This window comes from Streptomyces drozdowiczii (assembly GCF_026167665.1).
Classification (GTDB): Bacteria; Actinomycetota; Actinomycetes; order Streptomycetales; family Streptomycetaceae; genus Streptomyces; species Streptomyces drozdowiczii_A.
Window position 1 is genome coordinate 187633 of record NZ_CP098740.1, and the last position, 25189, is coordinate 212821.

23 protein-coding genes are annotated in these 25189 nt (G+C 73.6%); 14 read left to right on the forward strand and 9 right to left on the reverse strand.

Translation table 11 applies throughout. The features are described from left to right. Nucleotides 1-6: 6 nt before the first annotated feature. Nucleotides 7-546, reverse strand: coding sequence for a GNAT family N-acetyltransferase (locus NEH16_RS00915; RefSeq protein WP_265538485.1), 540 nt, complete (start codon nucleotides 544-546; stop codon nucleotides 7-9). Nucleotides 547-650: 104 nt separating this feature from the next. Between NEH16_RS00915 and NEH16_RS00920 the strand changes: the two genes are divergently transcribed. The 6 genes from NEH16_RS00920 to NEH16_RS00945 all read left to right on the forward strand — a co-directional run bounded on the left by NEH16_RS00920 (nucleotide 651) and on the right by NEH16_RS00945 (nucleotide 10010). Next, complete coding sequence (locus tag NEH16_RS00920) at nucleotides 651-1250, forward strand: SUKH-4 family immunity protein (RefSeq protein ID WP_265538486.1); 600 nt, start codon at nucleotides 651-653, stop codon at nucleotides 1248-1250. Nucleotides 1251-1370: 120 nt separating this feature from the next. Beyond that, nucleotides 1371-4667, forward strand: coding sequence for a S8 family peptidase (locus NEH16_RS00925; RefSeq protein WP_265538487.1), 3297 nt, complete (start codon nucleotides 1371-1373; stop codon nucleotides 4665-4667). Nucleotides 4668-4814: 147 nt separating this feature from the next. Further along, complete coding sequence (locus tag NEH16_RS00930; RefSeq protein WP_073966962.1) at nucleotides 4815-5264, forward strand: universal stress protein; 450 nt, start codon at nucleotides 4815-4817, stop codon at nucleotides 5262-5264. After that, nucleotides 5261-6268, forward strand: a complete 1008-nt coding sequence (locus tag NEH16_RS00935; RefSeq protein ID WP_265538488.1) for an adenylate/guanylate cyclase domain-containing protein — start codon at nucleotides 5261-5263, stop codon at nucleotides 6266-6268. Before NEH16_RS00930 ends, NEH16_RS00935 begins: the two co-directional genes overlap by 4 nt. A 214-nt stretch (nucleotides 6269-6482) precedes the next feature. Then, nucleotides 6483-9083 carry a rifamycin-inactivating phosphotransferase gene (gene rph / locus NEH16_RS00940; RefSeq protein ID WP_265538489.1) on the forward strand — a complete coding sequence of 867 codons (2601 nt, stop codon included), beginning with the start codon at nucleotides 6483-6485 and terminating at the stop codon, nucleotides 9081-9083. 39 nt (nucleotides 9084-9122) lie between these two features. After that, nucleotides 9123-10010, forward strand: coding sequence for an NAD-dependent protein deacetylase (locus NEH16_RS00945; RefSeq protein WP_265538490.1), 888 nt, complete (start codon nucleotides 9123-9125; stop codon nucleotides 10008-10010). Here the strand turns inward: NEH16_RS00945 and NEH16_RS00950 are convergent. The 3 genes from NEH16_RS00950 to NEH16_RS00960 are packed head-to-tail and all read right to left on the reverse strand — an operon-like array spanning nucleotide 10007 to nucleotide 11404. Further along, nucleotides 10007-10447, reverse strand: a complete 441-nt coding sequence (locus NEH16_RS00950; RefSeq protein WP_265538491.1) for a glutaredoxin domain-containing protein — start codon at nucleotides 10445-10447, stop codon at nucleotides 10007-10009. The two genes, NEH16_RS00945 and NEH16_RS00950, sit on opposite strands and share 4 nt — an antisense overlap. An 11-nt stretch (nucleotides 10448-10458) precedes the next feature. Further along, entirely contained in the window at nucleotides 10459-10818 is a 360-nt protein-coding gene (locus NEH16_RS00955; RefSeq protein WP_265538492.1) for a hypothetical protein, read from the reverse strand. A gap of 37 nt (nucleotides 10819-10855) precedes the next feature. Further along, nucleotides 10856-11404, reverse strand: coding sequence for a hypothetical protein (locus tag NEH16_RS00960; protein ID WP_265538493.1), 549 nt, complete (start codon nucleotides 11402-11404; stop codon nucleotides 10856-10858). Between the two features lie 116 nt (nucleotides 11405-11520). Between NEH16_RS00960 and NEH16_RS00965 the strand changes: the two genes are divergently transcribed. Next, the gene (locus NEH16_RS00965; RefSeq protein WP_265538494.1) at nucleotides 11521-12423 is read left to right on the forward strand and encodes a DUF3626 domain-containing protein; all 903 of its coding nucleotides are present in this window, start codon (nucleotides 11521-11523) and stop codon (nucleotides 12421-12423) included. Nucleotides 12424-12658: 235 nt separating this feature from the next. Next, complete coding sequence (locus NEH16_RS00970; protein WP_073966968.1) at nucleotides 12659-12907, forward strand: DUF5133 domain-containing protein; 249 nt, start codon at nucleotides 12659-12661, stop codon at nucleotides 12905-12907. 91 nt (nucleotides 12908-12998) lie between these two features. On the opposite strand, the gene NEH16_RS00975 is transcribed toward NEH16_RS00970, so the two are convergent. Further along, nucleotides 12999-13373, reverse strand: coding sequence for a VOC family protein (locus tag NEH16_RS00975; protein ID WP_265538495.1), 375 nt, complete (start codon nucleotides 13371-13373; stop codon nucleotides 12999-13001). 140 nt (nucleotides 13374-13513) lie between these two features. On the opposite strand from NEH16_RS00975, the gene NEH16_RS00980 reads away from it, so the two are divergent. Then, a complete protein-coding gene (locus tag NEH16_RS00980; RefSeq protein WP_265538496.1) occupies nucleotides 13514-14764 on the forward strand; it encodes a cation:proton antiporter in 1251 nt (416 codons plus the stop codon). Nucleotides 14765-14855: 91 nt separating this feature from the next. Here the strand turns inward: NEH16_RS00980 and NEH16_RS00985 are convergent, their stop codons facing one another. Together NEH16_RS00985 and NEH16_RS00990 are read right to left on the reverse strand one after the other, a co-directional pair. Continuing rightward, nucleotides 14856-17207, reverse strand: a complete 2352-nt coding sequence (locus NEH16_RS00985; RefSeq protein ID WP_265538497.1) for an ABC transporter permease — start codon at nucleotides 17205-17207, stop codon at nucleotides 14856-14858. Next, nucleotides 17204-17911 carry an ABC transporter ATP-binding protein gene (locus tag NEH16_RS00990; RefSeq protein WP_265538498.1) on the reverse strand — a complete coding sequence of 236 codons (708 nt, stop codon included), beginning with the start codon at nucleotides 17909-17911 and terminating at the stop codon, nucleotides 17204-17206. The genes NEH16_RS00985 and NEH16_RS00990 overlap by 4 nt, the downstream gene beginning before the upstream one ends. 243 nt (nucleotides 17912-18154) lie before the next feature. Between NEH16_RS00990 and NEH16_RS00995 the strand changes: the two genes are divergently transcribed. Both NEH16_RS00995 and NEH16_RS01000 read left to right on the forward strand, forming a co-directional pair. Further along, complete coding sequence (locus NEH16_RS00995; RefSeq protein WP_265547019.1) at nucleotides 18155-19390, forward strand: sensor histidine kinase; 1236 nt, start codon at nucleotides 18155-18157, stop codon at nucleotides 19388-19390. Between the two features lie 19 nt (nucleotides 19391-19409). After that, nucleotides 19410-20108, forward strand: a complete 699-nt coding sequence (locus tag NEH16_RS01000) for a response regulator (protein WP_265547020.1) — start codon at nucleotides 19410-19412, stop codon at nucleotides 20106-20108. Between the two features lie 107 nt (nucleotides 20109-20215). Here NEH16_RS01000 and NEH16_RS01005 read toward each other — a convergent pair whose 3' ends face one another. Together NEH16_RS01005 and NEH16_RS01015 are read right to left on the reverse strand one after the other, a co-directional pair. After that, nucleotides 20216-21001: a restriction endonuclease gene (locus NEH16_RS01005; RefSeq protein ID WP_265538499.1), complete on the reverse strand. Its 786-nt coding sequence runs from the start codon at nucleotides 20999-21001 to the stop codon at nucleotides 20216-20218. 478 nt (nucleotides 21002-21479) lie between these two features. Continuing rightward, nucleotides 21480-23024: an MFS transporter gene (locus tag NEH16_RS01015; protein WP_073966975.1), complete on the reverse strand. Its 1545-nt coding sequence runs from the start codon at nucleotides 23022-23024 to the stop codon at nucleotides 21480-21482. Nucleotides 23025-23230: 206 nt separating this feature from the next. Here NEH16_RS01015 and NEH16_RS01020 point away from each other — a divergent pair, with 206 nt between their 5' ends. The 3 genes from NEH16_RS01020 (at nucleotide 23231) to NEH16_RS01030 (ending at nucleotide 25174) form a co-directional block, all read left to right on the forward strand. Next, nucleotides 23231-24121: a TIGR03620 family F420-dependent LLM class oxidoreductase gene (locus tag NEH16_RS01020; RefSeq protein ID WP_265538500.1), complete on the forward strand. Its 891-nt coding sequence runs from the start codon at nucleotides 23231-23233 to the stop codon at nucleotides 24119-24121. A gap of 81 nt (nucleotides 24122-24202) precedes the next feature. Further along, entirely contained in the window at nucleotides 24203-24802 is a 600-nt protein-coding gene (locus NEH16_RS01025) for a TetR/AcrR family transcriptional regulator (RefSeq protein ID WP_265538501.1), read from the forward strand. A gap of 3 nt (nucleotides 24803-24805) precedes the next feature. After that, nucleotides 24806-25174, forward strand: a complete 369-nt coding sequence (locus NEH16_RS01030) for a DoxX family protein (RefSeq protein ID WP_265538502.1) — start codon at nucleotides 24806-24808, stop codon at nucleotides 25172-25174. The last annotated feature ends 15 nt before the right edge of the window (nucleotides 25175-25189 follow it).

Sequence of the window (25189 nt, forward strand, 5' to 3'; positions counted from 1 at the left end):
GACGGGTTACGCGGCCGGGGGCCGTACGCCCATCCACTGCTCGGCGTCCCACGCCTCGAAGCGGTGGATCTCGGTGAAGCCGAGCTTTTCGGCAAGGCGCATGGAGGGGGCGTTGGCGGTCTGGGTGAAGAGCACCACGGGTTCGCCGGGGCAGGTCTCGGCGAACCGGTCGAGGACCGCCGCGCACGCTTCGGCGGCGTACCCCTGGCCCCACGCCTCCGGCAGCAGCAGGTAGCCCAGCTCGGCCTTCCCGGCGTCGGGGCGGACCGCGTCCGGGTGTTCGAGGTCGCGTCGCTTGAGTTCGACGGTGCCGATCATCGCCCCGTCGCGCTCGATCACGAAGTGTCCGGGCCGCCTCCCCGGCGTCTCGGGCAGGGCTTGCTCGCACTCGTCACGCGGGCGGGCGCCGCCGAGGTAGGTGTTCACCTCCGGTGACGCGAACAGCTCGACGAAGGCCGGGCGGTCCCGGCTCTCGGACGCGCGCAGTACGAGCCGTGCGGTGTGTATCGGCGCGGGCGGCCAGGGCGGGAAGCTCGGTTCAGCCATGGTCGGGAACCTACCCCAACGGCCGTCGCCGGGCCGGGGCTCTGCCGTCACCGGGCCTGGGCGATGCTGTTCCCCTGCCCGCCGCCGACTCCGGAGTGCTCACCGTGTTGTTCGACATCACCCGTACCGAACTCGTCGCCCGCTTCGGCGAGGACCGGATCGCCACCCTGCCCGCCGCCGCGTTTCCGCCCCACGCCGCCCGCACCGAGGGCGCCCGCCTTCTGCGAACCGTGGGCGTGCCCACCGGGACGCTCTCGCTCCGGGGCCCCGATCCGGAGTCGGGCCTCCTCCCCCTCGTACGAGAGGTGGCCGACGCCGACGAGGAGGCGGGCGGGTGGCCGGTGATCGGCTGGCTGCTCAACGCGCACCTCGCGCTCGATCCGGACTCCGGGACGGTGTACGCCTTCGACCCGGACGAGGAGACGGCGCAGCCGCTGCACACCGATGCCTCCTCCCTCGTCCACGTCACCCTGCGATTCCAGCGGCTGTTGGAGGAGTTCGCCTTCGGCGGTGCAGACGCCGACGAGGAAGCCGGCTTCGAGCGCCTGGAGCGCGAGGTGGCGCACATCCGGCGGACGACGAGCGCGGTGGACCCGCTGCCCTTCGGGGACGAGGAGTCGGTGTGGTCGGTGGTCGCCGAGGAGATCGCCGCGGGTCAGCGCTTCGCGGCCGGCAGCCCGGGGGCCGCTTCGCTCTACGGCTGACCGGGCCGGTGGCGGGTCTGCGACGCGTCGTCAAGTCGCCACGCCAGACGCGCCGTTGAGTGATGCGGCGCTGCCAGGATCAGGGCGTTCCCGCTTCTGTGATCCTTGGGGGTTCTCTCCGTGCAGGTCAGATGCATCGCGGCTGCCGCCGGTCTGGTGGCGGCGCTCATACCCGTCGGTTCCGCACACGCGGCGGGGCCCTCCGCCCCGGCCGCCGCCCCGCGTGCGGCTGCCGCCGTCACCACGTTCAGTGTGCCGTTGCCCACCGGTGACTCGGTGACCGTCGAACGCGCCGGGAAGGATCTCCGTTCGGCGACGGTCACCCCGGCCGCCGGCCGTGAGGGGGTCTCCTTCACCACCGCTTCGGTGGGCGACGGCGACCTCAGCGTCGTGCCGGAGGACGCCGAGCCGCTGCTCGCCGCCGGACGCGTCGATCCCCGCCTCTTCGACATCGGCGCCCTGCTGGACGCGGGCTACGGCGTCCAGGGGGCCACGGCCCGGGGCGCCCTGGGCGTGATCGTCCAGCACGGCAGGGGCAAGGGCGCCGCGAGCAGGGCGCGGGACGCCGTCGGCGGTGCGGCGCGGCCCGGACGGGCCATCGACCGGCTCGGCCTGACCGCGCTCGACCCGGACGACGGCGCGGACGCGGCCGCCACCTGGAAGCGCCTGACCAAGGGCGCCGGGCGCTCGCTGGCGGGCGGTGCGACCAAGCTCTGGCTCGACGGGCGGATGCGCGTCGCCCTCGACAAGAGCGTGCCGCAGATCGACGCCCCGCAGGCGTGGGCCGACGGCTACACCGGCAAGGGCGTCACGGTCGCCGTCCTCGACAGCGGTTACGACTCCGACCATCCGGACCTCGCCGGCCGGGTGACCGTATCGGCGAACTTCCTCGGTGGTGACAGCGCGGAGGACGACAACGGGCACGGCACGCACGTAGCCTCCACCATCGCGGGGGTGGACGGCACATACCGGGGTGTCGCCCCGGACGCCTCGCTCGCCGTGGGCAAGGTGTGCGACAGCACCGGGACCTGCCCGACCTCCGCGCTGCTGGCCGGGATCGACTGGGCGGTCAACACCGTGCACGCCAAGGTGGTCAACCTGAGCCTGGGCGGCCCCGCCGACGAGACGGACCCGGCGATCGCGGTCATCGACGACCTGTCAGCGAGCACCGGCACGCTCTTCGTGGTCGCGGCGGGCAACGACGGCGAGTTCGGCACCGGCACCGTCGGCGCGCCCGCCATCGCGAACGCCGCGCTGGCCGTGGGCGCCGTCGACTCCGAGGACGAACTCGCCCCCTTCTCCAGCAGGGGCCCGCGCCCGGGCGACAACGCGGTGAAGCCCGACCTCACCGCGCCCGGCGTCGCGATCGTGGCGGCGAAGGCGGGCGGCGGCCACACCGCCAAGAGCGGTACGTCGATGGCCACCCCGCACGTCGCGGGCTCCGCCGCGCTGGTCGCCCAGGCGCACCCGGACTGGAGCGGTGAGCAGATCAAGACCGCACTGATGAACAGCGCGGTACCGAACGCGAAGCGCTCCGCGTACCAGCAGGGCACCGGCAGGGTGGACGTGGCCCGCGCCGAGCGGCAGACGGTCCTCGCCTCCCCCGCGAATCCGACGACCACCGCCGACTGGGCGGGCGGGGCGGGCAGGGACACCGAGCACACCGTCACCTTCACCAACTCCGGTGACAGCGCCACCACGCTCGACCTGGCCGTCGAGAAGCCGCTGTCGCCGACCGCCCAGCCGGGCAACGCGGAGCAGTTCTCGGTGGACCGCGACCAGGTCACGGTCCCGGCGCACGGCAGCGCCACGGCCACCGTCACCACCCGTGCCACGCTGCTCCCCCATGGCCCGTGGTCCGCGGTGCTCACCGCTTCGAAGGGCGCGCAGCCCCTCACCCGTACGATTCTCGCGGTCGACAGCGCCGTGCCCAGCCACCGGGTCACGCTCCACGCGGAGCAGCGGGACGGCACTCCGGCGACCGGTTCGGCGCTGATGGTGAACCGCTGGACCGGTGACCGCTACCCGGTCCGCATCACCTCCGGCACCGGTACGGTGACGGTGCCCGAGGCCCAGTACTGGGTCGGCATGACGATCATGAGCGGTGCCGGTGCGGAGCGCTCGACCACCATGGCCGTCACGTCGGTCACCCCGCTCGCCGACACCGACGTCGATCTGGACGCGCGCACCGCCGTACCGGTGGGGGCCGATGTGCACGACGACGCGGCGCGGGCGACGGCCGTGCAGGCGGCGCTGGCCGTGCCCGCCGGCACGGGGTCGTACACGCTGAGTGTGGTCACCACCGGTGAGCGCGCCGGGGAGTCGCTGTACGCGACGCCGTTCGCGGACGAGGACGCCACGTACCGTACGTTCGCGGTGTTCGCGTCCGAGGGCGCGTCCTCGCAGGCGCCCAGCCCGTTCTTCTACCACGTCGCGCGGACCTGGGACGCGGGTGTGCCGGCCAAGCCGTCGTTCTCGGTCGAGCGCAAGGACCTGACCGAGGTGCGCGAGCACTTCAACGCGCAGGGGGCTCCGGCGGCGGGCACCTCGGCGGCGACCCCGGACGACGATGTGCTGCTTCCGCTCTTCATCGACCAGTCGGTGCGTTTCCCGTCGATCGTGCGTGACTACCGGACGCCGGGTGAGTGGCTGGACCGGGCCACGATCGCCGGCCGCCAGTCCCTCGCCACCTCGACGGAGAAGTTCGACGGGCGCTCCGTGCACCGCCTGGACTTCGCGGCCGCGGTGGTGGGGCCCGGGCTGCCGGCGGCGCCCGCGTACCGGGTGAACAACTCCGTGGTCTGGGCCGGAACGCCGTGGTTCGCCGACGGCGACGGCACGCGCGGCGGCTCCGACTGGAGCGCGACCGGCACCCTCATCCTGGCCGAGGACGGGCAGCAGGTGAGCACCTGGAACGCGATCGGCAGTGGGAAGACGGTCACCGTCCCGGCCGGGCCCGGGCGGTACACCCTGAGCGCGGACATCACCCGTGACCAGGCGTACGCCGCGCTGTCCACCCGGGTGCGGTCGGAGTGGTCGTTCGACTCGGACACCGACGACGGCGCCGGGACGATCCTGCCCCTGATGGGCGTCCGCTTCACCCCGTACGGCCTGGACGACTCGGGGAGGGCGCTGAGTCTCGTCCCGACGCCGGTGGACCTGAAGGTGCAGCGGGCTCCGGGAGCCGCCGAGGCCACGGTCGGCCCCGTCGAGCTGGAGGTCAGCTGGGACGACGGCGGGACCTGGCGCACGGTGAAGGTCACCGACGGCCGGAACGGGAAGCCCTCGCACGCCCTGCTGATCGCGCCGCTCCGTGCCTCGTACGCCACGCTGCGCGCCACGGTCACGGCGAGTGACGGCAGCAGGGCCAGGCAGACGGTGACTCGGGCGTTCGGCGTCAACAAGCCCTGGTGGTAGGCGCACTGACGGTGTGACGGGCCGTTCCTCAGGTCCTCAGGCGAGGAACGGCCCCTCCAGGGGGCTGAGCCGCCGCACTCTTGCCCGGGTGTGACGAGGCCCGTACCTTACTCTGAAGTAAGTTTACTTCGGAGTAAGGAGTTTGCCTTGACCGCCTATCGGACCCTGCTGGTCGGCACGGACGGATCCGAGTCCTCGTACGCCGCCGTCGAGGCCGCCGCACGCCTCGCCGCCGTATGCGGCGCCGAGCTGGTCGTCACCTGCGCGTACGCCCCCATGCGCGGACCGGAACTCGCCGCTGCTCAGGATCAGTTGGGTGCGGAGGCGTACCAGGTGGTGGGCTCGGCGCCCGCCGAGGAGACGCTGAGGACCGCGAGGGACCGCGCCCGGCTCCAGGGAGCGTCGCAGGTGCGCACGGTCGCCGTGGAGGGTGAGCCGGTGCCCTCGCTCGTGCGGACGGCCCGGAAGTGCTCGGCCGACCTCCTGGTGGTCGGCAACCGGGGGCTGCGGTCGCTCGCGGGGCGGCTCCTCGGCTCCGTGCCGGCGGATGTCGCCAGGAAGGCCGGCCTCGACGTCCTGATCGTGCACACCACATGAACGGGGAGCCGGAAGGCGCCGGGCCCGCGTCCGTGGAGGAGGTGCTGCTCGGCGGGGGCCGGGTGTGGACGCGGCGGGACGTCGCGGCGCGCGCCGGGGTGGAGTTCGAGCGGGCCGTACGGGTGTGGCGCGCGCTCGGGTTCCCGGCGGTGGACGACGACGCCGAGGTGTTCACCGATGCCGATGTGGAGGCCCTGCGCGCGGGGGAACGCCTCATCGCGGCCGGGCTGATCACCGAGCACAGCGAGACCCTGATGGCCCGGGCCCTCGGCCACCACCTCTCCCGGCTCGCCGACTGGCAGGTGGACACCCTGCGGGACTGGATGGAGCGCGGCACGGAGCCCTCGCCCGGCCGGGACGCCCTCCTGGCGCACATGGCGGCGTTGCTGCCGGAGATCGAGCGCCTTCAGCGGTACGTCTGGCGCCGCCATCTCGTCGCGCATGCCGGGCACTTGCTGACCGAGGAGCGCGAGGACGGCGCCCTGGCCGGTGACGGCGCGCATGTCCGGGAGCGCGCGGTGGGATTCACCGACATGGTCGGCTACACCAGGATGACCCGTGGTCTGGACGGCGCCGAACTGGTGGGAGTGCTCGACCGGTTCGAGGCCACGACCGGCGATGTGGTGGCCGAGGGCCGGGGCCAGGTGGTGAAGACCATCGGCGACGAGGTGCTCTTCGTCTGCGAGTCGGCGGCCGACGCCGCCGGGATCGGCCTGGAACTGACGGCCCGGGCCCAGGCCGATCCGAAGCTGCCGCAGGTACGGACGGGGCTGGCCCACGGCCCCGTGATCGGCCGCTTCGGGGACGTCTACGGGGCAGCGGTCAACATAGCGGCGCGGCTCACGGCGGTGGCCCGCCCCGCGTCCGTCCTGGTCAACACCGCGCTCGCCGGGGAGCTGGCGGGGGTGGCGGGGTACACGCTGCGGCCACTGCGCCCGGTGTCGGTGCGCGGTTACAGCCGGCTGCGGCCGGTGCTTCTGCGGAGGGGGAAGCCCGCTTCATGACCCGATCAGGAGGCGGGGGCGCGCGCCGGTGGCGGGCGGAGCGCCCGGCACGGCGTAGAAAACAGGAAGCAGGGCGTACAAAAACAGGAAGCAGGGAGAACTCTCTCCCTGCCGTAACCAACTTATAGCGCACCGGGGGGCTTGCGGCAAGGGCCGGGTGGTGCCGCAGAATCATCGGCCTGACCACCCCGACCTGCGGAAATGAGGACGCTGCGTGCGCGAGCGGTACGTGTGGGATCTGAACGAGGCCGACGGGGCGCCGGTCGCGGCCGTCGGCGGCAAGGGCGCGCATCTGGCCACGCTGTCGCGGATCGAGGGCGTCCGGGTGCCCGGCGGGTTCTGCATCACGACGGACGCCTACCGGCACGTCGTGGCCTCGGAACCGGCGGTCGCCGAACAGCTCGACCGGCTGGCGGACGTGGACCCGGACGACCGGGAGGCCGTGCGCACCCTGAGCGCGGACATCCGGCGGACCGTCGAGGGCCTTGCCCTGCCGGAGGAACTGGTGGCGGCGGTCACCGGAGTGCTCGCCCGGCACGGCGAGCACGCCGCGTACGCCGTACGGTCCAGCGCGACGGCGGAGGACCTGCCGACGGCCTCCTTCGCGGGCCAGCAGGACTCGTATCTGAACGTCGTGGGCCCGGAGCAGGTGCTCCGGCACATCGGCCGGTGCTGGGCGTCGCTGTTCACCGAGCGGGCCGTGACATACCGGCGGCGGGGCGGCATCGACCACCGCACCGTGCACATGGCCGTCGTCGTGCAGCGGATGGTGTTCCCGCGGGCGTCGGGCATCCTCTTCACGGCCGACCCGGTGACGGGCAACCGCAGGGACGCCACGGTGGACGCCGGCTTCGGGCTGGGCGAGGCCCTGGTCTCCGGCCTGGTCAACCCGGACGTCTTCACCGTGCGCGACGGCGAGATCACCAGCCGGTCGATCGCCGCCAAGGAGCGTGCCGTCGAGGCGCTGGAGGGCGGGGGCACGCGGGAGGTCGCGGTGGACGCGCGGCGGCGGGAGGAGCCGGCGCTGACGGACGAACAGGTCCTCGGGCTCGTCCGGCTCGGGCGGCGGATCGAGGCGCACTTCGGCCGCCCGCAGGACATCGAGTGGTGCCTGTCCGACGACGGTTTCCGGATCGTCCAGAGCCGGCCGATCACGACGCTGTTCCCCGTTCCGGAGGTGGCGGACGACGACAACCACGTCTACGTCTCCGTCGGGCATCAGCAGATGATGACCGACGCGATGAAGCCCCTGGGCCTGTCGATGTGGCGGCTGACGGCCATGGCTCCGATGCTGGAAGCCGGCGGGCGGCTGTTCGTGGACGTCACCCGGCGCCTCGGCCCGCCCTCCGTCCGGGCCGGGCTCCTCGACCTGATGGGCAAGGGCGACCCGCTGGTCCGGGACGCCCTGGAGACCGTCCTCGCACACCCCGGCTTCGTCCCGACGCTCCCGGACCCGGCGCCCGCCGCGCCACCGGCCACCGGCGCGCCCGCCCCGATCGCGACCGACCCGGCCGTCGTCGCCGGGCTGATCGCGCGCAGCGAGGCGTCCGTCGCCGCCCTGGCACGGGACATCCGGACGCACTCGGGGCCGGCACTGTTCGACTTCCTGTCGGCGGCCTTCGAGGAGCACAAGCGGGTGCTCGGCGACCCCGTGAGCATCCAGGCGATCATGGCGGGCATGGAGTCCACCTGGTGGCTCAACGAGAAACTGCTGGAATGGCTCGGCGAGAAGAACGCCGCCGACACGCTCACCCTCTCCGCCCCCGACAACGTGACCTCGGAGATGGGCCTCGCGCTCCTCGATGTCGCCGACGCGATCCGACCGCATCCGGAGGCGGTGGCGTATCTGCGGGGTGTCGCGGACGACGACGGCTTCCTGGACGGGCTGGCGAAGGTGGCCGGAGGGGCGGAGGCGCGCGCCGCCATCGAGGCGTATCTCGACCGGTACGGCATGCGGTGCGTCGGCGAGATCGACATCACCCGGCCGCGCTGGAGCGAGCGCCCCGGCGCGCTCGTGCCGGTGATCCTCGACAACGTACGCCTCTTCGGACCGGGCACGGCCGCGCGGCGCTTCGAGGAGGGGCGGCAGAAGGCCCTGGCGAAGGAGAGGGACGTCCTCGCACGGCTGCGGGCCCTTCCGGAAGGGGACCGCAAGGCCGACGAGACCAAGCGGATGATCGACCGGGTCCGGACCTTCATCGGATACCGCGAGTACCCGAAGTACGGCATCATCCAGCGCTACTTCGTCTACAAGCAGGCCCTCCTGCGGGAGGCCGACCGCCTGGCCGGTGCCGGGGTGCTGGCCGACCGGGAGGACGCGTTCTACCTCACCTTCGAGGAGTTCGGTGACGCCGTGCGCTCCGGCACGGTGGACCAGGGGCTGATCCGGCGGCGCAAGGAGGAGTTCCGGGCGTACAGCGCGCTCACCCCGCCCCGGGTGCTCACCTCGGACGGCGAGGCGGTGAACGGGGCGTACCGGCGGGACGACGTGCCGGAGGGCGCACTGAACGGGCTGCCGGTCTCCGCCGGGACCGTCGAGGGGCGGGCCCGCGTGATCCTGGACGTGGCCGAGGCGGATCTCGAAGCGGGCGACATCCTGGTCACCACCTTCACGGACCCCAGCTGGTCACCGCTGTTCGTCGGGATCGCCGGCCTGGTGACCGAGGTGGGCGGGCTGATGACGCACGGCGCGGTGATCGCCCGGGAGTACGGTCTTCCGGCCGTCGTGGGCGTCGAGCACGCCACGCGGCGCATCCGGGACGGGCAGCGCATCCGCGTCCACGGCACCGACGGGTACATCGAGCTGCTGTCCTGACGCCGGGGCGGTGGGTGGCCGGTTCCGTACCCTGGACGCATGCGCATGCGCCCCACTCTGAGCTGGACCCCCACCGCGGGGCTGCCCCCGGCCACCACCGACCTGGAACCCGTCGTCGAAGCGCTCGGCCGGGGCGGTGTGCTGGTGCTGAGCGGGGCCGGGATCTCGACGGAGTCCGGCATCCCCGACTACCGGGGCGAGGGCGGCAGCCTGAGCCGGCACACCCCGATGACGTACCAGGACTTCACCTCCGGCGCCCAGGCCCGCCGCCGGTACTGGGCGCGCAGCCACCTCGGCTGGAAGACGTTCCGGCGGGCCCTTCCGAACGCCGGTCACCGGGCGGTCGCCGCGTTCGGGCGCGGGGGCGCGCTCGCCGGGGTGATCACCCAGAACGTGGACGGGCTGCACCAGGCCGCCGGCAGCGAGGACGTGGTGGAGCTCCACGGCGGCCTGGACCGGGTCGTCTGTCTGAACTGCGGGACGTTCGTCGCGCGCCGCGAGGTCGCCCGGCGGCTCGAAGAGGCGAACCCCGGTTTCCAGCCGGTGGCCGCCGGGGTCAATCCGGACGGCGACGCCGATCTCACCGACGAGCAGGTCGGGGACTTCCGGGTGGTGCCGTGCGAGGTCTGCGGCGGCGTCCTCAAGCCGGACGTGGTGTTCTTCGGCGAGTCGGTGCCCCCGGCGCGGGTCGAGCACTGCCGCGAGCTGGTCCGTACGGCATCCTCGCTGCTCGTCCTGGGGTCCTCGCTGACGGTGATGTCCGGGCTCCGGTTCGTCCGGCAGGCGGCGCAGGCCGGGAAGCCGGTGCTCATCGTCAACCGGGAGCCGACCCGGGGCGACGGCCAGGCCGTCGCACGGATCGGGCTCCCGCTGGGTGCGGCCCTGGGGACGGTGGCGGACCGGCTGGGGCTGCGCGTGGAGGACTAGCGGCCTGGCCGGGCGATCCGGGCGCGTACCCACGCCGGGTCCGGGTTGGTGTGGGGCTGCCCCGCCACGAAGACGGTCGGCACGGTCTCGTTGCCGTCGTTGACCGCCCGCACCGCGGCGGCGGCCTCGGGGTCGCGCCAGATGTCGACCCAGTGCAGCCGTCGGGCGTGCCGGCGCAGCCGGAACCGCAGCCGCAGGCAGTACGCGCAGCCGGGCCGCCAGAAGACGATCGGCCGGCCGTCGGCCGCGCTGCGGCGTCGGGCCTCCGCCGCGCTGAGCGACCTCGGGAAGACCAGGGGCGAGTTCAGGGCCGCGAGCAACGTGAAGGCCACCAGAAGGATGACGCCTTCGCGGGTACTCCCCCGGACGATCAGCCCGGCGGCGACGGCCGCTCCGGAGGCGAGGAAGAGGGTCGGCAGCAGCCAGGCACGCGTCATGGCGCCCCAGGCTACCGACGCGCCGGTGAGGCCCGGAAGGCGGGCCGCCGCAGCCGCCACCACCACCGGCGCCCCCGCCCGTCCGACTCGTCCCGCACGGGGTCCGGCAGCGGCGGGTCCACGTAGGTCCGGGCGGTGCGCTCCGCCGCCAGGCCGACGCGGCCGGGGTGCACGCAGACCGGGGTCCGGGTGTCCACGGTGTACCGGAAGCCGTCCGCCGCGTCGAAGGGCCAGTCCCGGCTGGGCCGGTCCGCGACGAGGAAGCCGGTGCGCGGCAGCCGCAGTGCCGGGCAGAACCAGCAGCACGGGTAGTCCGACTCCGGGTCGATGAAGGGCGCCTCGGTGAAGGCGGCCTCGGCGTCGTCGTCCATATCCCCAGGAAGGTAGCGCACGACGCGCCGGTGCCGCTCAGCCGGCGGAGGGCCGCCAGTCGTCCGGCCAGGGCACGGCGCGGGCGGCGGCCCCCGGCACGCCCAGGCTGGCCCGCGCGCGGTCGACGAAGCGGTCGCGCGCCTGCCGGAACTGCCGGTACGCCTGGTCCCAGTCCTGTTCGACCGCGGTCTGGACGCCCCGGGCCAGGGCCTCGAGGCGCCACAGGCAGTGGTCCACGGTCTTGGACGCGGTGTTCGCCTCGGTCTCGCCGAGCAGGCCGAGCGTCTCGGAGAGCGCGGAGCGCCGCGACTCCAACTGCCCGATCTCGGCCAGGACCTCGGGGGTCGCCTCCACCGGGATGGGGCCGGTCGTGAGCCCCCGGCCGGCGGCGAGCATCTGGTAGCGCGCCGCCAGTTCCTTGACGGCGTGGGCGTATTCGGCGTAGGCGGTGAGCCGGGGTTCGTCCCACCGGACGGCCTGCTGTCTGCGCCATCTCGTACGCTCGTTGGCGCTGGTCACCAGGAACGAGGTGACGGCGCCCAGGGCGACGCCCACGAGCGGCAGTATCTGTGCGGTCGGACTCACGAAGGCCCCCCGGTCGGTCGTGCGGCACGGCGGAGAAACCATAACGGCACCGCGCCGCCCGCTGTGGGGTGAATATCTCCGTGCGCCCGTCGGGCGCGTGCGGGAACACTGTGCGGATGGACTCCCTCTCCTTGCCCACGCTCCAGCGGCGCGCCCTCGCCCATGTCGCGGCGCTCTCCTCGGGCCCTGCGGCGGACCCGGCCCTGCGCGTGACCCTCAACTTCCACCCGGACCGGCTGCTGGACGGCAGGCCGATGCTGGACGCGATGGCCGGGACCGGTGTCTACTCCTCGCAGTTCGTGACCGGCACGAGCAACGGCGGTCTCACGGCGCATCCGGGCGGCGACCGGTGGCGGTGGGAGAGCAGGATCTTCGGCGGTGCGTACGACGGCGCGGCGGCCGGGGAGCGGCCCGTCTACGGGGCGTTGAACTTCCGCCGGTACGCGGTCGGCGGGGCGCCGAGGTTCGGCTCCGCGCACTTCCGGCTGGACGCCGGGGCGTTGGAGCGTACGACCTTCTGCTATCCGGACAGCTTCCTGGAACCGACGGACTTCGGGGTCGCCGCGCGCCTGGGTCTGATCGCCCTCGCGCGGGCCGATGAGCGGGACGTGCTCGACGACTACATCGAGGCGCAGGTCCACGGGCCGGTGCGCCCGGCCCGCGATGCGGAGGCGCTGGTCCTGGACCCCTGCTACCGGGGCACCGATGTGGAGGCCGCCGCCGGGCGCCTGGGCTGCCCGGTGGAGTGGCACTCCGGGTTCCGGCTCACGGTGGACGAGTTGCGCCGGCATCCCGGTTACCGGGGGCAGGAGTACGTGGAGCTGGGCGCGGCCATCGCCGTGGACGGCGTCCTCGACCCCCGTATCGTCGGGGAGGCGGCGCGCGCGGGGCGTTTCGATCCGCAGGCGGTCAAGAAGGTGTGGCACTGCCTGGCACGCTTCGGCCACCCGTGCGAGGACCGGACCGCGGTGGCCACCGGGGCGTCGGGCGAGGCCGTGTCGGCCTGGACGGACAGATGACCGGGGGGCCTGCCGTGCGGGGTTGGGTGTCCACATCCGCAGGGCGGCCGCCCCGGCCATGAGGCTCGTGTGCCCCGTAGCGGCGTTGTCAACGGGTGGCGCGGGAATTCTTCTTCGGCCGAAAACGGTGGGAATGGTCTGCGTATGACGGGGAATCCGATGATCGTCGTGAGCGACGCCCCTGCCCCGGCCGCCCCATCGGCTCGGGAGGGTCAGTTCAGTAGAGGAGTTGGCTGTGCTGCTTCCCACGCCCGCAGATCTGCGTGCCGCGCTGTCCCGTTATGCCGACGCGGTGATCGAGGACGAGCGCCGTTCCACCCCGGACACCATCCGGCAACGGGAGGACACCGCGTACACCCTGTGCGTCATGACGGGCGTCAGTGACGTGCGCGACGCCCTGAGCACCGCCGACGCCCTGCTGAGCCGGGGCACCTCGGTCGCGGACGCCGACCGGGCGGACCACTCGGGGGCGGTGCCCGTCTGAGGCGCGCCCCGCGCAAGGAGCCGGCCGCCGGCGTCCCGGGAGATCCGGGGCGCCGGCGGCCGGTGTGTGACGGCCCTGGGTCGCCGGAACGTCAGGCGCCCGGCAGGAACAGGCAGAACGGGTGGCCGTGGGGGTCGCGCAGGACCCGTACGTCCTTCTGCGGCTGGAGTTCCTCCAGTGTCGCGCCCAGGGCACACGCCCGCCGGGTCTCCGCCTCCAGGTCGTCCACCTCCAGGTCCAGGTGCGCCTGCATCTGCTGGGTGCCCGGGAGCTGCGGCCACACCGGAGGCGTGTGGTCCGCCTCGAGCTGGAAGCTGAGGCTGGGGCGCTCCTGTTCGGGAGCCCTCAGCCGGACCCACTCGGGGTCCCGTTCGGCCTCCTCCCAGCCCAGCAGGGCGCGGTAGAAATCGGCCAGGGCGGTGGGGTCGGGCGTACCGAGCACAAAGGCACCGAGCTTCGTCGTCATGTCCCTCACGTTGCCCCGGCGCCCGCGCCCATGCATCCGGGGGTATGGGAGCCGGGCCGCCGGGTACCCGGGATTCCTCTCGCCGCATACGAGGCCGGCCTGGCCGGCGGCGGCCGACCCGATGGAGGACGCGGTACCGGATGACGTTGGTGCACGGCATATACGCGGCGGCGGGAATCGGCATCCTGATGGCCGCTGTCCTTCCCCCACTGGTCCGTCGACGGCCGTTCTCCATACCCATGGTGTTCCTGCTGGCGGGTGCGGCGATCGCCCTGCTGCCGCTCGGTGTGCCCGTCGTGGATCCCGTGCGGGACCGGGTGTGGGTCGAGCATGTGACGGAAGTCTGCGTGATCGTCTCGCTGATGGGGGCCGGGCTCGCGATCGACCGGCCCTTCGGATGGCGTACCTGGGCGGGTGCCTGGCGCTTCCTGGGGCTTGCCCTGCCGCTCACCGTCGGCGGTGTGGCGCTGCTCGGCGGGTGGCTCATGGGCTGGCCGCCGGCGGTGGCCCTGCTGCTGGCCGGTGCGCTGGCGCCGACCGATCCGGTGCTGGCGGCGGAGGTGCGGGTCGGGGAGCCGACCAGCGGGGACGACGAGGAGGACGAGGAGGAGGTCCGGTTCACGCTGACCTCGGAGGCCGGTCTCAACGACGGGCTCGCGATGCCGTTCGTGCTGGCCGCCGTTGCGCTGGCCGCGGCGGGCGGCGGCTGGTCGGCGGGGTGGGTCGGCCACTGGCTGCTGGCCGATGTGCTGATGCGGGCGGTGGTCGGACTGGTCGCGGGGGTGGCCGTGGGACGGCTGCTCGGCCGGCTGTTCTTCCGCTCCCGGCACGCCCGCCTCTCGCAGCAGATGGAGGGCTTCACCGCGCTCGGGGCCACGTTCACCGCGTACGGGCTGACCGAGCTGCTCCACGGATACGGGTTCCTCGCGGTGTTCGTCGCGGCGTGCACCATCCGGGGCGCCGAGCGCAGCCACGGCTACCACCAGGTGCTGCACGGTTTCAGCGAACAGATCGAGCGGCTGCTGACCGCCGTGCTGCTGTTCCTGCTGGGCGGCTATCTGGTCGCCGACGGTCTGGCGGACCTTCCGTGGCAGGGCGCGCTCCTCGGCCTGGCGCTGATCCTGGTGATCCGCCCGGCCGCCGGCGCCGCGGCCCAACTCGGGTTCCCGGCCGAGCCGCGCGAGCGGGCGGTCACGGCCCTGTTCGGCATCCGGGGCATCGGCTCGCTCTTCTACCTGGCGTACGCGCTCGGCGAAGGGCCGTTCACACGGTACGCCGACGAGCTGTGGGCGGTCACGGCGTTCACGGTGCTGGTCTCCGTGCTCCTGCACGGTGCGACGGCGACCCCGGTGATCCGGCACCTGGACCGGCGGCGGGAGCGGGTCTCCTAGGGCCCGCGCCGCGTGCGGCCGTCCGTACGGGCAGATCTTGATCCGCCCGCTCAACGCCTTTGGCCGGCCGCTCGCGGGACGGGCGTGCCGGCTACTCGGTGCGCAAGGCCACCGCCGTACGGGCCCTGGCGGCCCAGCCCGCGGGCAGCAGGGCGCCCAGGGCGGCGATGACGAGGCCGCCGAGGACGAGCGGGAGCAGTCCGGCCGGGGGATAGACCGCGAGTACGGAGTCGGGGAGGCGCAGGCCCACGCTGCCGCCCATCGCGGGCAGGACGCGGCGGTGCAGGGCGATGCCGAGCGGAACGCCGAGGCAGCCCGCGGCGAGGCCCGTGACGGCGACCGAGGTGAGGACCATGGCGACGGTCTGGCGGGGCGTCATGCCGAGGGCCTTGTGGATGCCGATCTCCCGGACGCGCTCGCGGGTGTCGAGAAGCACCCCGTTGAGCACGCCGAGCGCGGCGACGGCGACGAGCATCAGCGTGAGGATCGCGGACAGGGCGTCGAGCGTGGCGACCATGTCGCCGCCCGCGCCGAGCCCGCCCGCCCTGGCCGTGGCGCCCAGGGGCCGCAGGGTCTTGTCGAGCGCGTCGGCGTAGGCGTGCGCGTCGGTGCCCCGGGCGACCGCGATGTGGTGGCTGGTCTCCGTCAGGTCCGGGTGGGCCGCATCGAGGGTCGCCGCGTCCGTGAAGACCTGCATGCCGTCGTTGCGCGGGTCCAGGACCTCGCCGACGATCCGTACGGTGACGGGTGCGCCCAGGCCGCCGAGGGTGAGCGTGTCGCCGATGCGGGTGCCGGTGGCGGTGAGGAACGGGGACGGGACGGCGGCCTCGCCCGGCCGGGCGATCCAGCGGCCGGCGACCATGGTGTAGCCGCCCCAGGAGGCGTCGCCGGTGAAGGCGACGACGTCGGTGGTGCCGGTGAGCCCGTCCACGGTGGCGCGGACCGTGGCGGCGCTGTAGTGCTTCCCGGTGCCCGGGGCCGCCTCGATCGCGGCCGCGACGGCCGCCGGGTCGGCCGGGTCGCGCCGCGCGGGGCGGTCGGCTCCCGGGGGCCCGAAGTCCGGCAGCGGCGCGGGCACGACGACGTCGGCGGCGTCGTGCGCCTTGGCCTTCATCACCTCGCCGAGCGAGGCGGCCATCCCCACGGTGAACGTGACGGCGACGGTGCCGAAGAGGATCGCGGCGCCCATGGCCAGCGCGCGGGCGGGCCGGGCGAACGGCCGGACCAGGCCGAGCGCGACGGGCTGCGGCAGCGGCAGGCGTCCGGCGGCCCTGGCCGCCCACCGGCCGCGCGCCGCCGAGGCGCCACGTCCCACGGCGAGCGCGTCGACCGTACGCAGCCGGCCCGCCCGCCGGGCGGCGGCCCACGCGGTCGCCGAGACGAGGCCGAGCGCCCCGGCGACGACCGCCGCGTCGACCCAGGGCGCGACGGCCAGGGACGAGGTGCCGTACGCCTCTTCGGTCTCGGCCATCACGGGGACGGCGAGCAGGTGTCCCGCGACGATGCCGAGGACGGTCCCCGCGGACGCGGGGATCAGCGCCTGGCCCACGTAAGCCCGTACGACCTGGGCGGGGGTGAAGCCGACGGCCTTGAGGATGCCGATGCGGCGTGTCCCCGTACCGACGGCGGAGGCGACGACGTTGCCGACGGTGAGGACGGACATGACCAGGCCCAGGGCGCCGAACGCGAGGAGGAAGGGGACGTACAGGGCGGTGTCCTGCTCGGCGTTCCTCCTGACGGTCAGCCAGGACTGCTCGCCGGTGGCTGCCCCGGCGGGCAGGGACGCCTTGACGCGCGCGGCGCCCGCGGAGATCCGCGCGGCGGTGTCCGCCTCGGTGAAGCGGTAGAGCATCTGGTAGCCGCCGGTGCCGGGCGGGGTCAGGGCCGGCATCTGGGCGGGGACCACCCAGGCGTCGGAGGTGCCGGTGGCCGAGCGGGCGACACCGACGACGGTCAGCGCGGGGTCGCCGGTCGCTCCGGTGAAGCGGATCTCCTTGCCCAGGACGGGGAAGAGGGAGGAGCCGGCGGAGAGGACGATCTCGCCGGGGCGCGCGGCCCAGCGTCCCTCGGTCAGGGCCACCTCGTCCACGTCGCCGCCCGGGTCCGCCCGGCCCGTCACGGTGAGAGGCCAGCCGGGGCCGGTGGCGTCGGCGCGCGGGGTGATCGTGGCCGTGCGGAAGGGGCCCGCCGCCGCGTGTACGCCTTCGGTGTGCGCGGTCTCCGCCAGCCGCGCGGCGCTCACCTCGTCCGCGTCGAACCGCACGGACAGGTGGGCGCCGTGCTGTCGGGCGAACGCGTCGTCGAAGGGGGCGCCGGAGACCACGAGCAGCGATCCGGCGAGTACGGACGCGGCCACGGCCATCATCGTGGCGAGTCCGACGACCAGGGTCTGGACGCGGCGCCGCGCCACTCCGGAGCGCACCACCCGGCCGAGGGCGCTCATCGGGCGGCCTCCGGGGCGACGGACCGTGACGGCAGGTCGTGGGTGATGCGGCCGTCGGCGATGCGGATGGTGCGGCGGGTGCAGGAGCGGGCGAGCGCGAGGTCGTGGGTGACGAGGACGACGGTCTGGCCCTCGGCGTTGAGTTCGGTGAGCAGTCGGCTGACGTCCTGTCCGGCGGCGGTGTCCAGGGCTCCGGTCGGCTCGTCGGCCAGGAGCAGCGCCGGGCGGTTCATCAGGGCCCGGGCCACGGCGACGCGCTGGCGCTGGCCGCCGGAGAGCCGGCCGGGGTGGGCGCGGGCGTGGCGGTCGATGCCGAGCCGTTGGAGGAGTTCGGCGGCCCGGCGGGCCGCCTCGCCCCGGGGCAGGCCCGCGAGGCGGGCGGGCAGGGCGACGTTGTCGGCGACGGTCAGGTCGTCCAGCAGGTGGAAGAACTGGAAGACCATGCCGATCCGGGCGCGCCGGTACAGCGCGGACGCGGCCTCGCCCAGCTGGTCGACGCGCACGCCGTCGACGGTGACCGTGCCGGTGTCGGGGCGGTCGAGGCCGGCGAGGAGGTTGAGGAGCGTGGACTTGCCGCTGCCGGAGGGGCCGAGGATCGCGACGGCCTCCCCCGGCAGCACGGTGAGCGATGCCTCGTGCAGGGCGGGCGGTCCGTCGTCGTAGCGACGGCTCACCTCGCGCAGTTCGATCAGCGGGCTGGTCATGGTGGTGCTCCTCGTGATGTGCCGTTCGGTGGTGCGAACGCTAGGAGCGGACCGGGCCCGCGCGCGTCGGCCGCCCGGCCCCCTTCTCGGTCCGGCGCCGGGATGAGCGGCGCGCCCGTCGTCCTCGCGATGTAGGCGGGCGATGTACGCCCCGTCGCCGGAATGGGTACGGGGGCGGACTCCCCGGGTCCGCGCCGCCGGGACAATGAAGCGGTGACGGATGTACGTACGAAGCTGGGCCGGATGTGGGAGGACGCGGTACGGGCGGGCGGTCCGCCGCCCCGGCCCACCGCGCGTGCCCGGTGGTTCGACGTGCTGGTGGCGCTGGTCCTGGGCGTCGCCACCGTGTACTACGGCGTGGACAACGCGGACAACGTGGTGGTGCGGGTGGTCGGCGGCACGGCCTACGCCTTGGAACGCCCGTCCGGCACGGGCGGGATGGCCTTCATGGTGGCGCTCGCGGCCGTCGCCTCGGGCGCCCTGGTGCTGCGCCGCCGCTGCCCGCTGGCCGTGCTGTGCGTGGTGACGGCCGCGACGCTGGCGACCCCGCAGAGCGTGATGCGCCTGACGTTCTACGCGTTCGTGATCGCGGTGTACAGCGCGGCCGTGTACAGCCCGTACCGGGTGGCGACGCTCGTGGCGCTGCCGGTGTCGGTGGTGCTGGTGGGGACCTCCGGGAATTCGGTGACGCCGATCGTCCCCAACGAGTACATCGCGCTGCTGATCCTGATTCCGATGGCCGTGGCCGCCGTGGGTCTGCGGACGTGGAAGCTGCGGTCCGACGAGGGGCGGGCGCGGCTCTCCGTCCTGGAGCGCGAGCAGGAGGAGGCGCTGCGCCGCGCGGTGGAGCAGGAACGGGCCAGGATCGCCCGTGAGTTGCACGATGTCGTCACGCACAACGTCAGCGTGATGATCATCCAGGCGGGTGCCGCCCGCACGATCATGAAGTCCTCGCCCGAGCTGGCCGGTGAGGCGCTGCTCGCCGTGGAGGCGGGCGGCCGGGCGGCGATGACCGAACTCCGGCATGTGATGGGCCTGTTGACCGCGACCGCCGAGGACGGGGAGGCGGACTCGGGTGCTGTGGTGCCGGCGCCGCAGCCCGGGCTCGACCAGTTGGAGGTGCTGGTGGGGCGGGTCCGGGACACCGGGCTGCCGGTCGGGCTCGCGGTGACGGGGCGGGCCCGCCCGCTGCCGCCGGGGATCGAACTCGCCGCGTACCGGGTCGTCCAGGAGGCCCTGACGAACACGGTGAAGCACGCGTCCGGCGCTTCGGCGGCGGTGTCCGTCGCGTACGGGCCCCGCAGGCTGCGGGTGGAGGTCACCGACACCGGCGGGCGCCCGGGCGCGGGGGCCGGGAGCGGCCGGGGCCTGATCGGACTGCGTGAGCGCCTGGCCGTGCACGACGGCACCCTGAGCACCGGGCCGCTGCCGGGCGGCGGTTACCGTGTGGAGGCCCTGATCCCCCTGGAGACGCCGTGACCGAGCCCCGCGTGTACTCATCGCCGACGACCAGACCCTGGTACGCACCGGCTTCCGGCTGATCCTCGGCGCGGACGGCATCGATGTCGTCGCCGAGGCCGTGAACGGCGCGGAGGCGGTCGACGCGGTGCGCCGCACCCGGCCGGACGTGGTGCTGATGGATGTCCGGATGCCCGAGATGGACGGCCTGGAGGCCACCCGCCGCATCCTCACGGGGGCGGCCGGGCAGCCTCGCGTCATCATCCTGACCACGTTCGACCTGGACCGCTATGTGTACGCGGCCCTCTCGGCCGGGGCCAGCGGCTTCCTGCTCAAGGACGTCACGCCGGAGCAGCTGACGGCGGCGGTGCGCACGGTCCGTACCGGGGACGCCCTCCTGGCCCCGGCCATCACCCGCCGCCTCGTTCAGCGGTTCACCCGGCGGGGCGGCGACACGGCCACCCCGCACCGCGACCTCGCCGCGCTCACCCCGCGCGAACTGGAGGTCCTGTGCCTGCTCGCCCGGGGCCTGAGCAACGCGGAACTCGCGGCGCGCCTCCACCTGGCCGAGACGACCGTGAAGACCCACGTCGCCCGCATCCTCGCCAAACTCGGCCTGCGGGACCGCGTCCAGGCGGTCATCGTCGCGTACGAGACGGGGCTGATCAGTGTGGGCGAGCCGGACGGGGACGAGGGGGACGGCGAGGCAGGGCCGGAGGCGCGGACCGCGTTGCCGTAGGCACCGTGGCGTGCCCCTCGACCGGAGTTCGGCCCCGGCGGTGATCCCGCCGGGTTACGAGGGCAGCGCCGCGCTCCGGTAGACGCGGTCGAGCAGGCGGAACAGCCTCAGGCGGTGTCCAGCATCGCCGGGCCCCAGGGGGCCGCGCCCGAGCCCTCCGCCCAGGCCGCGAGTGCGGTGCCGTCCACGCAGCGGATGCCGCACGCCTCCGCGTACTCCAGGGCCGGCGCGGTGAACTCGCTGGTCGTCACCACGGTGGCGAGCTGGGCGCCGTGGACCGTCCAGCAGGTGCCGCCGAAGCGCTGGAGGTCCTGGGAGCCCACCTTGTGGTCGGGTCCGTACTGCTTGCACTGCACGACGACGCGGCGGCCGTCCGGGGCCGTGGCGAGGACGTCGGCGCCCAAGTCGCCTGCTCCGCCCACTACTTCGACCTCCCGGCAGCCGTCCCGCTCGCACAGTGCGGCCACGGCGGCCTCGAAGCCGTCGGGGTCGAGGGCGGTGAAGTCGGGAAGAGTGAAGACCGGGGCGGGCGGCGGGAGTACGGCGGTGAGCCCGTCGTGCGCGTCGGCGGGGATGTGCAGGACCTGCGGGGTGGGAGCCGGTTCTGGAGCGGGTTCCTCCCCGACCGGCGGGATCATGCCCGCGCGGGCCGCCCGGCGCAGCTCACTGGCGCGGGGCATGGCCCGGAACAGGACGTAGAGCACGGGCAGGGCGAGCAGCGCCAGCAGCACGGCGATGACCGGATGGGCGTCGGCCCAGTGCGCGAAGCGGACGAACAGCAGGATCGCGGCGCCGATCAGGGCGCCGGCGAGGGCGAGGGTGAGCAGGGGGCTCCGCAGCGCGCCCGTGGCGCGGGGGCGGGGTGTGACGCCTCTCGTTCTGCGTATCGGCACCGGCGTCTCCTTCGGCGGGTCGCGAATGTCGTCGCCCGCCATGTGCCCCGAACAGCGCCGTCCATGATCAGCGAGCGGCGTCCGCCTCAGCCGGCCCGGAACCGGTCGTGGATCTCGGGTCGCCGCTCGAAGTCCGCCGACACGTACGCGGCGCCGCCGCCCGTGTTGGCACTCGGAGTGCAGACGAGCGCGCTCGACGCGCCGAGTTCCCGTGGCCCCGCTCGTCGCGCCCGATCAGGCAGCGGGCATCGGTGAACAGCGGCCCCTCGGCCATCGCGCGCCATCCCGCGTCCGTGAACCGTGAGCCCGGGAACGCCGAGCGGTGGACGGCGGCGACGAGGTGGGCCCGGTCGGGCCCGGGCTGCCGGAGGTCTCCGACGCGAGATCGTCGACACGCTGACCCGGCTGCTGCTGCACGGACCGGCCGGACCCGCGTCCGCGACGCCGGGTCCGGCCTGAGGGATACGCCCCGGGGGCGTTACGAGGTCTGGGACAGGGGCTTGGCGATGTCCTCCAGGGAGCGCTGTTCCGCGTCGACCGCGAGGAAGGCGGCGACCAGTCCTGCCGCGCACATCAGGGCCGCGCCGATGGAGAACGCGAGGGCGGTGTCGCCGGGGACGCCGGACTCGGTGAGGTCGGCGAAGATCAGGGGGCCGCTGATCCCGCCGGCCGCGGTGCCGATCGCGTAGAAGAAGGCGATGGCCATCGCGCGGGTCTCCATGGGGAAGACCTCGGAGACCGTGAGATACGCGCTGCTCGCACCGGCCGACGCGAAGAACAGCACCACGCACCAGCACGCGGTCAGGGTGTTGGCCGTCAGCGAGCCCCGGTCGAACAGCCAGGCCGTGATGAAGAGCAGGATGCCCGGCAAGATGTACGTGGTGGCGATCATGACGCGCCGTCCGATGGTGTCGAACAGCTTGCCCAGCACGAGCGGGCCGACGAAGTTGCCCGCCGCGATCACCGCGAAGTAGTAGCCGGTGTGCCCGCTCTGCACGTCGTAGAACGTCGTGAGGATCGCACCGAACCCGAAGGTGATCGCGTTGTAGAGGAACGCCTGCCCGATGAAGAGGGAGAGGCCGAGCACCGCGCGCTTCGGGTAGCTGTGGAAGACGGTCTTGGCGATGAGCCCGAAGCCGATGCTCTTGCGCTGGTGGATCGTGATCTCTCCGGCCGGCGGCGGCAGCTTCTCGTGCTTCTCCTCCTCGATCTCCCGCTCGACGGAGTCGACCAGTTCGTCGGCCTGGTCGCCGTGCCCGTGGATGAACTGCCACCGCGGACTCTCCGGGACGTGCCGGCGTACGAGGAGGATCACCAGGCCCAGGACGACGCCGAGCGCGAAGGTGAGGCGCCAGCCGAGGTCCTTGGGGAAGATGTCCGTGTTCAGCATGACGATCGACAGCAGCGCGCCGCCGACCGCGCCCAGCCAGTAGCTGCCGTTGATGATGAGGTCGACCCGGCCCCGGTACTTCGAGGGGATGAGCTCGTCGATGGCCGAGTTGATCGCCGCGTACTCGCCGCCGATGCCGAAGCCGGTGAGGAAGCGGAAGAGGAAGAACCACCAGGCGCTGAACGACAGACCGGTCATGGCGGTGGCTGCGAGGTAGACCGCGAGCGTCACCATGAACAGCTTCTTGCGGCCGTAGCGGTCGGTGAGCCAGCCGAAGAACAGCGCCCCCGTACAGGCACCCGCCACATAGAGAGCCGCGGCGAGCCCGGTGACCTGGGCGGACGTGATATCCAGTCCGGACCCGTCCTCCGAGAGGCGGCTCGCGATGTTGCCGACCGTCGTGACTTCGAGGCCGTCGAGGATCCACACCGTGCCGAGGCCGATGACGATCATCCAGTGCCAGCGCGACCACGGCAGCCGGTCGAGTCTGGCCGGTACGGCGGTGGTGACGGTGCCGAGTCCGGAGTCGCCGGGCGCCGCCGCCTCGTCGCGCCGGTCGGGCCCCCGGTCCCCTCCCCCGGGTGGGCGATGTCCCCTGTCTCCGGGTCCCTCCGATGCGGCGGGGGTCGTCACGGCAGCTACCTCCTCGTCCGGGCGGGTGCGTCCTGCGGAGCCGCAGGGCATCCAATATCCGCCAGTTGCCCCGGCGCCGCCGCCGCACACGCGGCGACTGAGCCACATGGGCCCCGCGCATGGCCCCCTGACGGCGTGTCGCGCGACGGCGCTCCCGTTCGTGGCAGGCACGGGAATAGTGCGGGGCGAGCGCTGTTGTCCCCGGCATGACTTCTGACAAGCGTGAGACGTTCGGCCGGATCGGCATCTGGAGCGGCGCCCTGCACGCGTCGCGGGTGGACGCCGACGGCAGGAAGGCGATCGCGGAGGCGGCCGCCGAGATCGAGGAGCTGGGGTACGGGACGCTGTGGCTCGGCGGCAGCCCCTCGCCCGACGACGCCGCCGCACTCGTCGACGCCACCCGGACCATCACCGTCGCGACCGGCATCCTGAGCATCTGGGACCACACCGCCGAGGAGGTGGCGGCCCGGATCTCCGCGATCGACGCGAGCGCCCGGGGTCGCTTCGTCCTCGGCCTGGGTGTCAGCCACGACGCGCTGGCCCCGCAGTACGCGAAGCCGTACAGCGCGATGGTGGAGTACCTCGACGCGCTGGACGCCGCCGACCCGTCCGTGGGCGCCGGGCACCGGCTGCTGGCGGCGCTCGGTCCCAAGATGCTGAAGCTGGCGTCCGACCGGTCGCTGGGCGCGCACCCCTACCTGGTCAGCGCCGCGCACACGGCGGAGGCGCGGCAGGCGCTCGGCCCGGAAGCGCTGCTGGCGCCCGAGCTGTCCGTGGTGCTCGATACCGATCTCGACCGGGCCCGCGACACGGCGCGCGGGATGCTGGCGATGTACCTCAAGCTGCCGAACTACACCGGGAACCTGCTGCGCCTCGGCTTCACGGAGGGCGACTTCGACGGCGGGGGCAGCGCCCGTCTGCTGGACGCCCTCTTCGCGCTGGGCGACGTCGAGCGGGTGAAGGAGCGGACGCGTGCGTACGTGGACGCGGGCGCGGACCATGTGGCGCTCCAGGTGGTCACGGCGGACGAGGGCAGGACGGGGCTGCCGCTGGCCGAGTACCGCGAGCTGGCCGACGCGTTCGGCGACGAGCTGTAACGGAGGGCGTCGGAGCCCCGGTCCGCGACCCCGCGGGCCGGGGCTCTTGCATGCGCGGAGCCGTACTCGTACATTATGAACATGTTCGGTGAACACGTTCACTCAACCCGTGCGGAGCAGAAGCGGCGGACCGCAGCCCGCATCGTCCGGGCCGCCGCCCGGCTCTTCCACGAGCGGGGGTTCCAGAGCACGACGGTGCGTCAGATCGCGTCGGAGGCCGAGGTTTCGGTGGGCGCGGTCATGGCGGTCGGAGACAAGGAGTCGCTGCTGAGCCTGGTGTACGACCAGGCCATCGCCGACCGGATCCCGGCCCCGCCCGAGCCGGTGGAAGCGGGGGCCGCACCGCCCGCCGTCGACTATCTGACGCACTACTTCGACCCGTTCCTGGCCCTGTTCGCCGAGAACGACGACCTGGCCAGGGCGTACTTCCGCACCCTGGCCCGGGGCAGGCCGGAGAACGCCGCCCTGGGCACACTCCGCACGCTCTCCGAGGGCAACCTGACCGCCGCGATGGTGAACGACGGGATGGACGAGGCGCGCGCCCGGCTCGGGGCGCAGGTGATGTTCGCCGGCTATCTGGGCGAACTGATGCTGCTCGCCGCCGGAACGACCGAACCCCGGCAGACCGCGGCGAGGCTCGGAACGATCGCCGCCTTCGTCACCGCGCAGGAAGGGAACTGACCCGTGTCGCTACTCGAACTCCCCTCCCCCGTATGGCCGGTGGTGGTGCTGCTCGCCATCCAGGCCGGTGACGCGGCGATGATGCTGCGCCCGCCGAAGTTCATCGTGGACTGCCTGGAGGGCGTGCTGCTTCCGCGCGAGTGGTGGTGGGTGCTGACCACCGCCAAGACCGCCTCGGTCGTGGGGCTCGTCGTCGGCTTCCGGGTGCCCGGTGTGGCCATGACGACGACCGCGGCGATCGTGGTCTACTTCCTCGCTGCCGCCGCGGCACACATCCGCGCCCGGGCGCTGAACACGACGTTCTGGGTGAACTGCCTCGGCATGCTGGTGGTTTCGTCGGCGGTGCTCGTGGGGTGCTTCGTACGGGTGTGAGCCGGCCCGCCTTCG